At 59.7% G+C, this 12,817-nt stretch carries 10 protein-coding genes; 4 read left to right on the top strand and 6 right to left on the bottom strand.

All coding sequences use genetic code 11. The annotated features are described in order from the left end of the window. Window positions 1–55 precede the first annotated feature (55 nt). Window positions 56–2,719 (bottom strand): leucine--tRNA ligase, encoded by a 2,664-nt coding sequence (locus tag HY067_12470; protein MBI3528771.1) that lies wholly within the window; start codon window positions 2,717–2,719, stop codon window positions 56–58. Between the two features lie 114 nt (window positions 2,720–2,833). Between HY067_12470 and HY067_12465 the strand changes: the two genes are divergently transcribed. From HY067_12465 to HY067_12455, 3 genes are all read left to right on the top strand, one after another. Next, complete coding sequence (locus HY067_12465; GenBank protein MBI3528770.1) at window positions 2,834–3,706, top strand: FecR domain-containing protein; 873 nt, start codon at window positions 2,834–2,836, stop codon at window positions 3,704–3,706. Window positions 3,707–3,812: 106 nt separating this feature from the next. After that, on the top strand, window positions 3,813–4,691 hold the full coding sequence (locus HY067_12460; GenBank protein ID MBI3528769.1) for a phosphoribulokinase: 879 nt from the start codon (window positions 3,813–3,815) through the stop codon (window positions 4,689–4,691). A gap of 51 nt (window positions 4,692–4,742) precedes the next feature. Further along, window positions 4,743–6,929 (top strand): UvrD-helicase domain-containing protein, encoded by a 2,187-nt coding sequence (locus HY067_12455; GenBank protein ID MBI3528768.1) that lies wholly within the window; start codon window positions 4,743–4,745, stop codon window positions 6,927–6,929. An 11-nt stretch (window positions 6,930–6,940) separates the two neighbouring features. Here HY067_12455 and HY067_12450 read toward each other — a convergent pair whose 3' ends face one another. Genes HY067_12450 through HY067_12440 form a run of 3 tightly spaced genes read right to left on the bottom strand, consistent with a single transcriptional unit; the run spans window position 6,941 to window position 9,374 of the window. After that, a complete protein-coding gene (locus HY067_12450; GenBank protein MBI3528767.1) occupies window positions 6,941–7,681 on the bottom strand; it encodes a hypothetical protein in 741 nt (246 codons plus the stop codon). 25 nt (window positions 7,682–7,706) lie between these two features. After that, entirely contained in the window at window positions 7,707–8,636 is a 930-nt protein-coding gene (locus HY067_12445) for a homoserine kinase (GenBank protein MBI3528766.1), read from the bottom strand. A 9-nt stretch (window positions 8,637–8,645) separates the two neighbouring features. Further along, window positions 8,646–9,374 (bottom strand): TIGR00730 family Rossman fold protein, encoded by a 729-nt coding sequence (locus HY067_12440; protein MBI3528765.1) that lies wholly within the window; start codon window positions 9,372–9,374, stop codon window positions 8,646–8,648. Window positions 9,375–9,399: 25 nt separating this feature from the next. Here HY067_12440 and polA point away from each other — a divergent pair, with 25 nt between their 5' ends. Further along, window positions 9,400–12,138 (top strand): DNA polymerase I, encoded by a 2,739-nt coding sequence (gene polA / locus HY067_12435; GenBank protein MBI3528764.1) that lies wholly within the window; start codon window positions 9,400–9,402, stop codon window positions 12,136–12,138. A gap of 52 nt (window positions 12,139–12,190) precedes the next feature. On the opposite strand, the gene HY067_12430 is transcribed toward polA, so the two are convergent. Both HY067_12430 and HY067_12425 read right to left on the bottom strand, forming a co-directional pair. Further along, the gene (locus HY067_12430) at window positions 12,191–12,364 is read right to left on the bottom strand and encodes a superoxide dismutase family protein (GenBank protein MBI3528763.1); all 174 of its coding nucleotides are present in this window, start codon (window positions 12,362–12,364) and stop codon (window positions 12,191–12,193) included. Window positions 12,365–12,495: 131 nt separating this feature from the next. Continuing rightward, window positions 12,496–12,789, bottom strand: a complete 294-nt coding sequence (locus HY067_12425; protein MBI3528762.1) for a ferredoxin family protein — start codon at window positions 12,787–12,789, stop codon at window positions 12,496–12,498. Window positions 12,790–12,817: the final 28 nt, after the last annotated feature.

Genomic DNA, 12,817 nt, shown 5'->3' with positions numbered 1-12,817 from the left:
TTGAACTCCAGGCATTGCTGCGCTTCGGTCTATTCTCGTCCTTCATTCCCCTTCCCTATACAACAATGTTCACCAGTCGTCCCGGTACGACGATCACCTTTTTGACCGCCTGCCCGGCAATGTGTTTCTGGGCGTTCGGATTCTCCAAGGCCAATCGCTCAATCGTTTCGCGCGATGCATCACTTGGAACGCGGGTTGATCCTCGATGCTTGCCGTTGACCTGCAGCACCAGTTCGATGTTGTCCTGTTCTAGCGCAGCCGCGTCTAATTTCGGCCACGACGCTACAAATACATCCTCGCCAAATTTGAGCTTTTGCCATAGATGATAGGTAAGATGAGGGACGATAGGAGCTAGTATACGTATGAGAATACTTGCGCCTTCGGCGAGTATTTGTTGGCGAATTGACCCTAACCTTCCAATTTCTTCGGGAGAATCGCAGAGCTGCCCGGGAATTTGTTGCTGAAGCAAATTCAGCATTTGCATGGCCGCAGACACAACCGTATTGAACTGATGTCTCTCCATGTCGTCAGTTGCTTGCTTTAGCAAGCCGTATATCTTGTGTCGAATCTTCTTCTGATCATCATTGGCGGCATTCCAATCGAACGGCTCTTGCGGCTTCCGCGAAATGGCACCTGGGGTCTCCAGCATCCACTCATTGGCCTTTAGCCGTTCGCCAAATTCCCACAACCGCCGCAAGAATCGGTAGGCACCCTGAACTCCGGAGTCTGACCATTCGAGAGTCTGTTCCGGCGGCGATGCGAAAATCATGAACAGCCGCGCGGTGTCGGCGCCATACTGGTCGATCAGCGCCTGCGGATCCACGCCGTTGTTCTTGGACTTCGACATGGTGCGGATGCCGCCTGAATCCACCGGTCCGCCGTCCGACTTCAGGATCGCGCCGGTGCGCTTGCCCTGCTCGTCGAATTCGAGTTCGACGTCGGCCGGATTGAAATACTGGACGCGGGCGCCATCGGATTTGCGGGAGAAAATCTCGTTCAGCACCATGCCCTGCGTCAACAGACGCGTAAAAGGCTCGTCGAGTTTCACCAGGCCGAAGTCGCGCATGACCCTGGTCCAGAACCGCGAATAGAGCAGGTGCAGGATGGCGTGCTCGATGCCGCCGATGTATTGGTCCACCGGCAGCCAGTCATTCACGCGCTCGTCGACCATTTTGCCGTCCTGGTCGGCGCAGGCGTAGCGCAGGAAATACCAGGATGAATCGACGAAGGTGTCCATGGTATCGGTCTCGCGCTGCGCCGGCTTGCCGCATTTCGGACAATCCGTATTCAGGAAATCGGCGCGCTTGTTCAGCGGATTGCCACTACCATCCGGCACGCAGTCCTCGGGCAGGACGACCGGCAACTGATTTTCCGGCACCGGCACGTCGCCGCAGCTTGCGCAATGCACGATCGGGATCGGGCAGCCCCAGTAACGCTGGCGCGACACACCCCAGTCGCGCAACCGCCATGTGACCTGCTTGTCGCCGAGCCCTTTCACTTTGAGATCCGCTGCGATCGCCTCCACCGACTTCACGAAATCCAGGCCGTCGTACTTGCCGGAATTGACGCAAACGCCGTGATCGGCATACCAGGGTTGCCAGGCGTCGAGCGAATACTCTTTTCCGTCGACGTCGATGACTTGCACGATCGGCAAGCCGTACTTCTTGGCAAAGGCGAAATCGCGCTCGTCGTGACCCGGCACACCCATGACCGCACCTTCGCCATAACTCATCAACACGTAGTTGCCGATCCAGACCTCGATCTTCTCGCCGGTCAGCGGATGACTGACGAACAGGCCGGTGGGCATGCCTTTCTTTTCCATCGTCGCAAGGTCGGCCTCGATGACGCTGCCACGCTTGCACTCGTCGACGAAGGCAGCCAGCTTCGGATCGCGCTTCGCCGCCTCTGCGGCGAGCGGATGTTCCGCGGCGACCGCGCAGAAGGTGGCGCCCATGATGGTATCGGCGCGTGTCGTGAAAATCCAAAGCTTGCCCGGCTCGCCATTCAACTCGTACGGAAATGCCAGGCGCACGCCGAAACTCTTGCCGATCCAGTTCGCCTGCATGGTCTTCACGCGCTCCGGCCAACCAGGCAGCGAATCCAGCGAAGACAGCAGTTCCTCCGAGTACTTCGTGATCGCGAGGTAGTACATCGGGATCTCGCGCTTCTCCACGAGCGCACCCGTGCGCCAGCCGCGACCGTCGATCACCTGCTCGTTGGCAAGCACCGTCCGGTCGACCGGGTCCCAGTTCACCGTGCCGGTTTTTTTATAAGCGATCCCCTTTTCCAGCATGCGCAGGAACAGCCACTGGTTCCAGCGATAGTATTGCGGCGCGCAGGTCGCCAGCTCGCGCTCCCAGTCGATGGCGAAGCCCAGCGACTTGAGCTGCTTCTTCATGTACGCGATGTTGTCATAGGTCCATTTCGCCGGCGGCACGTTGTTGGCCATTGCCGCATTCTCGGCCGGCAGGCCGAAGGCATCCCAGCCCATCGGTTGCAGGACATTGAAGCCGCGCATGCGGTGATAGCGGGACAGCACATCGCCGATGGTGTAGTTGCGCACGTGGCCCATGTGCAACTTGCCCGACGGGTAAGGGAACATCGACAGGCAGTAGTACTTCGGTTTGTCGGAACGATCGATCGCGCGGAAGGATTTCTTGTCCGCCCACTCTTTTTGTATTTGCTGCTCGACTTCGGCGGGTTGATATTGCGGCTGCATGAGGAATCTTACAAAGCGTTGTAAAGTAATCGATTATACCGTCGCGTCAGTGCATCCGTTGGATGTTCCCGCACGTATCTTCGCCGCCAGACTTAAACGAAAGGGGATAACACCATGTTGTTGCGTACCGGACTCTTCGTTCTTTTATTTCTCGCGGCCGACCTCTTGCAGGCTGCGCCCGATGCCATCGTTGAAGGCCTGCAATTGCCGGCCTGGGTCACTCGCGACGGAAAGCGCCAGCCGCTTGCCGTCGGCACGGAACTGAGGAGCAACGACGAGGTTGCGACCGGCGGCAACTCGCGGCTGCTTTTGCGCCTGGGTGACGGGAGCGTGGTCAAGCTGGGCGAAAACGGCAGACTGAAACTGACCGATCTCTTGCAAAGGCGCAAGGAGAGTTTTATTGCGGCGACGCTGAAAGTGCTGGAAGGCGCATTCCGCTTCACCACCGAAGCGACCGTGAAGAATCGCGGCACTCGCGACATCACCGTGCAGTTCCCGACGGTGACCGCCGGCATCCGTGGCACCGACATCTGGGGCAAGAATCTCGGCGACAAGGAAGTCCTGGTCCTGATCGAAGGCAAGATCACGGTGACCCGCACCGGCGACCAGCCCGTGCAAATGAAGGACCCGCTGACTTATCTGCAGGCCCCGAAATCAGGGGCTGCCGTCGTCGAAGCGGTTCCCATGGACCAACTGAAGGCCTGGGCCGCAGAAACTGAAATGGCCGATGGCGCGGGTGCCATGCGCAAGGGAGGACGCTGGAAGCTTTATCTAGCCAGCTATCGGCAACAGCTTGAGGCGTTATCCCTGTATGACGGCCTGCGTCGCGAGGGTTATCCGGTACGCATCCAGCCGCAGCAGGGTGAAGAGGGCCAAATTTATCGTGTACGCCTGGCCGGCTTTTCCACCGAGCAGGAAGCCAATGCGTTGGGCGCGCGCCTGAAGGAAAGCAATCCCAGGCTCGAGCCGATCGCTTCACTGCAATAGCATCGCGGTCCCCGCCTTCGGCGCCTTGTCGCCGAAGGCGGTTTTCGTTGTACCATCGCCGGGCAGTCGAGATTTCCGGAAATCGCTCCCTCCCACCCGGCAAACCATGTCGCGCAAGCACCCGATCATCGCCGTTACCGGCTCCTCCGGCGCCGGGACCACGGCTGTGCGCAAGACCTTCGAAAACATCTTCCGTCTCGAGCACATCGAAGCGGCGCTGATCGAGGGCGACAGTTTCCACCGCTATGATCGCGACGAAATGCGCAGGCTGATCGAAGCCTACGAGCAAATCGGCGGCCAGGCGATCAGCCACTTCGGGCCGGAAGCGAACCTGTTCGAGGAACTCGAGGCATTGTTTGGCGAATACAGCAACCGCGGCGGTGGCAATGCGCGGCTATACCTGCATAACGAGGAACGCGCGGCCCGCTATGGCCGGAAAGCCGGCACCTTCACACCCTGGGAGAAACTGCCGGAGAACACCGACCTGCTGTTCTATGAAGGCCTGCACGGCGGCATCGTCACCGACAAAGTCGATGTGGCTCGCCATGTCGACCTTCTGATCGGCGTAACGCCGACGGTCAATCTGGAGTGGATTCAGAAGATACACCGCGATATGCAGGGGCGGGGCTACTCGATGGAGGTGGTAACTCAGACCATCCTGCGGCGCATGTACGACTACGTGCACTTCATCACGCCACAATTCTCGCGCACGCATGTGAATTTTCAGCGTGTGCCGACCATTGATACATCCAATCCTTTCGTCGTGCGCGAGGTTCCGCGTCCGGAGGAAAGTTTCGTCGTGATACGCCTTGCCGACGCGGAGCACCTGAACGTGCCCTACCTGCTGGCGATGATCGAGGATTCCTTCGTATCGCGCCCCGATACCATCGTCGTGCCCGGCACCAAAATGGAATACGCGATGCAACTCATCCTGACGCCGATGATTCGCGATCTGGTCAACGAAAGCCGGAAGGCGCGTGGCTGACCGGACAACTGCATTTATAATCCGGAATCGAAACCGCAATCCGAATCCCGCATGTCGCTTCTCGAAGGCCTCAATCCGCAGCAACTCGAAGCCGTCACGCTCCCCCACCAGTCGGCACTGATCCTCGCCGGTGCCGGTTCCGGCAAGACCCGAGTGCTTACCACCCGCATCGCCTGGCTGATCCAGACCGGGCAGATCGGTCCGCAGGGCCTGCTGGCCGTGACCTTTACCAACAAGGCCGCGCGCGAAATGCTCATCCGCATTTCCGGAATGCTGCCGATCAACACCCGCGGCATGTGGGTCGGCACCTTTCATGGGCTGTGCAATCGCATCCTGCGCGCCCATTACCGCGATGCCGGATTGCCGCAAACCTTCCAGATCCTGGATTCGGCCGACCAGCTTGCCATGATCAAGCGCGTCATGAAGTCGATGAACATCGACGACGAGAAGTATCCGCCGAAGCAAGCCCAGTACTTCATCAATGGCGCCAAGGAACAGGGATTGCGCGCCGCGAAGGTCGAAGCCTTCGACGATTTCTCGCGCAGGCTGGTCAACGTTTACGACACTTACGATGCGCAGTGCAACCGCGAAGGCGTAGTGGATTTCGCCGAGTTGCTCCTGCGTTGCTTCGAGCTGTTGTCGAAAAACGAAATCCTGCGGGAGCATTATCGCGGCCGCTTCGAGCATATCCTGGTGGATGAATTCCAGGACACCAACCGGCTGCAATACTTCTGGCTTAAGTTACTGGCGGGCCCGAACAATTCCATTTTCGGTGTTGGCGACGATGATCAGTCGATCTACGCCTTCCGCGGCGCGCGCGCCGGCAACATGCTCGATTTCGAGAAGGACTTCCATGTCGAGAAAGTCATCAAGCTTGAGCAGAACTATCGCAGTCAGGGCAACATCCTGGATGCGGCCAATGCGCTGATACGTCACAACCGCGCCCGGCTCGGCAAGAACCTGTGGACGGCGCAAGGCAGCGGCGAGCCGCTGCGGCTGTACGAGGCGATGACCGACCTGGAGGAAGCCGGCTATATCCTGGACGAAGTGAAGCAGTTGAAGAACGAAGCCGCAGCACTTTCGGAAATTGCGCTGCTCTATCGTTCCAATGCCCAGTCGCGGGTGCTTGAGCATGCCCTGTTCAACGCGGGGATCTCGTATCGCGTCTACGGCGGACTGCGCTTCTTCGAGCGCCAGGAAATCAAGCACGCGCTGGCGTATCTGCGGCTGACTGCGAATCCGGATGACGACGGCGCGTTCCTGCGGGTCGTAAATTTCCCGACGCGCGGAATCGGCAATCGCAGTATCGAACAGTTGCAGGAAGTCGCTGCGGGGCGCGGCATCTCGCTGTGGCAGGCGGCTTGCGCCAACACCTTGAGCGGCAAGGCCGGCACCAGCATCGCCGCCTTCGTCAAACTGATCGAGTCCATGCGTGCGGCCTGTGAAACCCTGCCGCTGCCGGAAATCATCGACCACGTCGTCGAATTGAGCGGGCTGATCACCTACTACCAGAACGAACGCGAAGGCGAAGACCGCCTCGAAAACCTCGGCGAACTGACCAACGCCGCGGTGGCTTTCGTTTCCGCCGACGGATCGATTGCACCAGTCACCGAGGAAGGCGAAATCCCGTCTCAGGGCTTCTCCGCGCTCGCGGCGTTTCTGGCGCATGCCTCGCTCGAAGCCGGCGAACATCAGGCTGCGGCCGGCGCGGATGCATTGCAGCTGATGACCGTGCATTCAGCCAAGGGCCTGGAATTCCATGCCGTGTTCATCACCGGCCTGGAGGAAGGACTGTTCCCTCACGAGAACAGCATTTCCGAGCAGGACGGACTGGAGGAAGAAAGGCGGCTGATGTATGTGGCGCTCACGCGCGCGCGCCGCCGGCTGTATCTCACGCACGCGCAGACGCGCATGCTGCACGGGCAGACGCGCTACAACATCGCTTCACGTTTCCTCGAGGAAATTCCGGAGGAGTTGATAAAACGCGTCAACGCGACCAAGTATTCGGGATTCGTCAGCGCCAAGGGCTTCGCGCCGGGATACGAGGCAAAGGCGCCGAAGATGGAAACCGCGGTGTCAGGCTGGCGTGTGGGACAAAACGTGGTGCATGCGAAATTCGGCTCCGGTGTAATCGTCAGCGCGGAGGGCCGCGGCACGGACGCGCGTGTTCAGGTCAATTTCCGGGACGCCGGTATGAAGTGGCTGGCACTCGAGTACGCCAAACTCGCCCCTGCCTGAACGAAGCCGCGTTACGCTGTTGCCTGTTCAGGCGTCGCAGCGGTTGCAAAAATATCCCGGTAACTGGTGTACATCGTCACCACCATCACCGGTATCCACAGGACCAGGCCGAGACCGAAGGGAATCGACGCAACGATCAGCAGCAGCAGGCTGAATATGCCGTATACCAGGAAGGGCTGCATGTTGCGCAGACAGGCGCGCACGCTTTCGCCCATCGCGGCGAAACCGGACTGGTTGTCGAGTATGACCAGTGCCGGAGAAAACCAGGTTGCCATGGCCAGCGGTACGAAGAGTGCCATCCCTACCAGCAGCGCCATCAGGATGCGGGTCGCGACCTCGGGAGTAATGCTGACAGGGTCGATTCCTTCGACACCGACCCTGAGCGCTTGCTGGAATTCCGGTCCGCCGAGCATGATCATCACACCGGAAATGACGACCTGGCCTACGAGATAGACCCCGCCGACGGTGATGAGGTGCAACGTGTTCTGGCGAAACCCGCGGAACAGGTGCGCAATCTCGATGTCCTGCCCGGATTCGATGTCGTTCGCGGCGGTCATGAGGCCGCCCAGGAGCAGCGGGGTCAGCAGGTAAAGCAGATAGGGACCGATCACCGGCAGGATACTCAGGCCCGCGCCAATCAGTATCAATATCAGGTGCAGGACGATCCAGATCAGCGGATTTTTCTTGAAGAGACTGAATGCCGCCACGATCCACTGCCAGCCACGACTGGCGGGAACGCTTTGTATGTTCATCGATGGTTCTTTCGTAGTCCGGCAGTCAGGGTCCGCCGGCGCGGTGATTGAAAAGAATCCGGCGAAACCGCTCCGGGTCGTGCTTGTGGGTGAGTTCCCCGGGACGCGGCAGATGGAAATCGTGCAGCCTCGAGACCCAGAAGCGCAGGGCGCCCGCGCGCAACATCCTCGGCCAGGCGGCGTGCTCCTGATCGGTGAATGGTCGCACCGACATGTATGCCTTCAACAGCGCTTCGGCGCGAACGTGATCGAGTCTGGCATCGGCATTGACGCACCAATCGTTCACGGTGATGGCCACGTCGTAGACGAAACAATCGACGCAGGCGAAATAAAAGTCAATTAGACCGCCGACCCGGTCGCCGTCGTACAGGACATTGTCGCGAAACAGGTCGGCATGCACGACACCGCACGGCAATCCTTCACGATTGTGCTCCGCCTGGAAACGGATCTCGGACTTGAGCAGCTCCGCATCCTCGGGCTTGAGAAACGGATAGATTTCCGGCGCACAGGCGCTCCACCAGCCGGCGCCACGAAGATTGTCCAGGTGTCCCGGATAAGTCCGTCCGGCCAGGTGCATCTCCGCCAGTACTTCGCCGACCCGCGCGCAATGCACCGGCGCCGGCTCGGTTACAGGGTGACCTTCCAGGCAGGTGACGATTGCGGCAGGCTTCCCGCTGAGTTCACCAAGCAATTCGTTCTGCAGGTTCGCGATCGGCTTCGGGCATGGCAGACCGTGACTGGAAAGATGCGCCATCAAATTCAGATAGAACGGCAGTTCCTTACGCGTAAGCTTTTCGAACAACGTCAGCACGAAGCGGCCGTGCGTGGTGGTAACGAAATAATTGGTGTTCTCGATGCCGGAGAGAATGCCTTCCAGAGCGGTCGGCACGCCGATCGAGTAGTTCCTCAGCCAGGCCGAAAGCTGGTCGGGCATAACGGTCGTGAAAACTGACATCGGACGGTTTCAGAGATTCAGTTGTGCTTCGCGTTCGGCGGCGGTCGGCTCGAAGCCGCGTTTCTCGTAGTGGTCGAATATTGCCGCGACCACTTTGTCGGGCTCATCGATCAGTTTGATCAGGTTCATGTCAGCCGCATCGATCATGCCCTCGCTTATCATCCGATCCCGGATCCAGTCGATCAGTCCTCGCCAGTAGGAGGACTGCATGAGGATGATGGGGAAACGACGGATCTTGCCGGTCTGCACCAGGGTCAGAGCTTCCATCAGTTCGTCCATTGTGCCGAAGCCGCCCGGTACGACCACGTAGGCGCAGGCGAACTTGACGAACATGACCTTGCGTACGAAAAAACGCGTGAAGGTCTGGCTTACGTCCTGATACTGGTTGGTTATCTGCTCGTGAGGCAGTTGGATGTTCAGTCCTACCGAAGGCGATCGGCCCGCAAACGCGCCTTTGTTTGCCGCTTCCATTGCGCCCGGTCCGCCACCGGAGATCACGCTGAATCCGGCATCGGACAATCGGCGTGCCACCTCTTCGGTCAGTTGATAGTAGGGATGCCCGCGCGCCACCCGCGCGCTGCCGAAGATACTGACCGCGGGCCGGATGTGAGCCAGGCGCTCGGTGGCTTCGACAAACTCTGACATAATTCCGAATACCCGCCAGGATTCCCGCGCCGACCATGCCTTCTCGACCAATTCGGGAGCAAGCGGAACCGGGACCTTCTGTTTTTCGTTCATATTGGATTTTCGGCGCTGATCGTCAATGAAAACGCTAGTGCTGGTGGACGGCTCTTCCTACCTTTATCGCGCATTCCATGCGCTTCCCGACCTGCGCAACAGGCACGGCGAACCGACCGGTGCCGTCAAGGGTGTGCTCAGCATGCTGCAGAAGCTGCGCAAGGAAACGTCGGCGGATTATATCGCTTGCGTATTCGACGCAAAAGGAAAGACCTTCCGCGACGACTGGTATCCGCAGTACAAAGCCAATCGGCCGCCGATGCCGGATGATCTGGTGCAACAGATCGAGCCGCTGCACGATGGCATCCGCGCAATGGGCTGGCCGCTGCTGATGATCGACGGCGTCGAAGCCGACGATGTCATAGGCACCTTGGCCAGGCAGGCCGAAACGCTGGGTGTGCAGACCGTCATTTCCACAGGCGACAAGGACATCACGCAGCTCGTCAATCCGATGGTCAGGCTGGTAAACACCATGTCCAGTGAATCCCTTGATGAAAAGGGCGTGCAGGAGAAGTTCGGCGTCAAGCCGGCGCAAATCGTCGACTACCTCACGCTGATCGGCGACTCGGTCGACAACGTTCCCGGTGTCGACAAAGTCGGCCCGAAGACCGCGGTGAAGTGGCTTTCGCAGTATGGCACGCTCGACGAAGTAGTCGCCCATGCCGGGGAGATCACCGGCGCGGTCGGAGAAAACCTGCGCAAAGCGTTGCCGTGGCTGCCGACCGCGAAGAAACTGCTGAGTATCAAGTGCGATGTGCCCCTGCCCGTCGGAATCGACGGACTCGTCCCGCAGCCGCAGAACGCAGCCGTCCTTTTGCAGCTGTTCGAGAGGCTCGAATTCAAGACCTGGCTGCGTGAACTCGAGGGAGGAGGGATTCTTTTCAATACCCCCTTGAGGGGTGCGGGGGATGAAGGGCGAGGGAACGAAACAGTCGTATCCACCCCTCGTCCCTCGGCGCCGCGGGACTACGGAACCATCCTGACGGACTCCGAACTTGCGGCCTGGCTGGACAGGATCTCGAACGCGCCGCTGGTATCCGTCGATACCGAGACGACCAGTCTCGATCCGATGACGGCGCAACTGGTCGGCATTTCGCTTTCGGTGCAGGCGAACAGCGGCGCCTACATTCCGGTCGGCCATACGTATACCGGTGCGCCGGCGCAACTCTCCCGCGATCACGTCCTTGCCGCGCTGAAGGACTGGCTGGAGAGCCCGGCGTCGCGCAAAGTCGGACAGAACCTCAAATACGACAAGCATGTCTTCGCCAACTGCGGAATCCTGCTCGGCGGGGTGGAGCACGACACATTGCTGCAATCCTATGTGCTGGAAAGCCATCGCCCGCACGACATGGACGACCTCGCCGCCCGCCATCTTGGCATTACCACCATCACTTACGACGATGTCACCGGCAAGGGCGCAAGCCGCATTCCGTTCGAGCAGGTGGATCTCGCCCGCGCGACCGAGTACTCGGCCGAAGACGCGGATGTCACATTGCAATTGCATCAGGTGCTGTATCCCCAAGTCGAACAGGATTCCAAACTTCTGCGCATCTACCGCAACATCGAAATACCGGTAATGGAAGTGCTGTTCACGATGGAACGCAACGGCGTGCTGCTGGACACCCGGCTTCTCGACCAGCAGAGCCATGAGCTCGGCATCAAGATGCTGGGGCTGGAGCAGGCGGTGCACATGCAGGCTGGGCAGCCGTTCAACCTGAACTCGCCGAAGCAGCTTCAGGAAATCCTGTTCGAGCGCCACAAGCTTCCGGTGAAGAAGAAAACGCCGGGAGGCCTGCCTTCGACGGACGAAGACGTGCTTCAGGAACTCGCCCTCGATCATCCGCTGCCCAAGCTGATTCTCGAGTATCGGAGCCTGTCCAAGCTGAAATCCACTTACACCGACAAGCTGCCGCGCATGGTGAACGCCAGGACAGGACGGGTGCACACGAATTACGCGCAGGCGGTTGCAGTAACCGGCCGGCTCTCGAGCAACGATCCGAACCTGCAGAACATTCCGGTTCGCACCGCGGAAGGCCGCCGTATCCGCGAGGCTTTCATTGCGCCGCCAGGCTCGGTCATTATTTCGGCGGACTATTCCCAGATCGAGCTGCGCATCATGGCGCATCTGTCCCAGGACAAAGGACTGCTGCAGGCATTCGCCGCCGGCGAAGACGTGCACCGGCACACCGCATCTGAAATCTTCGGCGTCGAATCGGCGGCCGTGTCCAGCGAACAGCGCCGCTACGCGAAAGTCATCAACTTCGGACTGATCTACGGCATGTCGGCGTTCGGGCTGGCCTCGCAGCTCGGCATCGAGCGTTCTGCCGCGCAGCAATACATGGAACGCTATTTCCAGCGTTACCCGGGAGTGAAGGATTACATGGAACGCACGCGCGAAGCTGCGCGAAGCCTGGGCTACGTCGAAACCGTATTCGGGCGCAGGCTCTATCTCAACGACATAAGGGCGAGCAATGCGGCACGACGCCAGGGTTCGGAGCGAGCCGCCATCAACGCGCCGATGCAAGGAACCGCAGCGGATCTGATCAAGCTGGCGATGATCGCCGTCCAAGGCTGGATATCAACATCCCGCATGATGAGCCGGCTGATCATGCAGGTCCACGACGAACTCGTTCTCGAAGTACCGGAGTCTGAAATCGATTCAGTAAAAAGCGAGCTTCCGAAACTGATGAATAGTGTCGCAACGCTCGATGTGCTGCTGGCGGTGGACGTCGGTTCGGGGCCGAACTGGGAGAAAGCGCACTAGCCGCGGATGGCTACTGCGCACGATTCCACCCTCCGCTTCGTGTTCTCGCGGATCAGCCCGCTTTTGAATAAGTCATCTTGTCGGGATCGCGGGTGATCATTCCGCACGCCACGCGCGTTCCGGAGTTACCGGCAGGTTGTGACTTCAGGTCGTCCATGTCGGCATGCACTACCAGCCCGCGGCCGATGATGCTGTCCTGTCCCGTACCGAAGGCGACATCGCCGATCTGGAATGCTGGAACTCGTCATTTGTCGTTGTCCTTCCCGGAGCTTCCATCGATGACGCCGCAGGCGCTTCGCACGGCGGAATTTCCAGCCGGGCGGGCTGCCTCCATCACGAACTGAAGACACACCGTTCTTAGCGGGGTCGAACCAGCGCAATCGCCTTTTCCGGACACACGGAAACGCACAACCCGCAGGCCTGGCAGGCGTCGGCGTTCGAGGCAAACGCCTGTTGCCATCGATGGGCGAAGCCTTTGAGTTTTCCACGCAGGCTCAGACCACGCCGCAACTCCGGCGTAAGGGTTGCCATCGTAAAGACGTGGTAAGGACAGACCGCGACGCATTCTTTCTTGCCCTCACACCGGTTCCGGTCGATGACCGGCCGGATCGAACCGGGCGTCTGCTTACAGTCCGTTTCCTGGATCTCCACTACAGCGGTTCCTTCGAATGGTTCAGCC

It is taken from the genome of Betaproteobacteria bacterium (assembly GCA_016194905.1).
GTDB lineage: Bacteria > Pseudomonadota > Gammaproteobacteria > Burkholderiales > JACQAP01 > JACQAP01.
The sequence above is the reverse complement of the archived record's forward strand: the minus strand, read 5'-3'. Positions and strand labels throughout refer to the sequence as shown.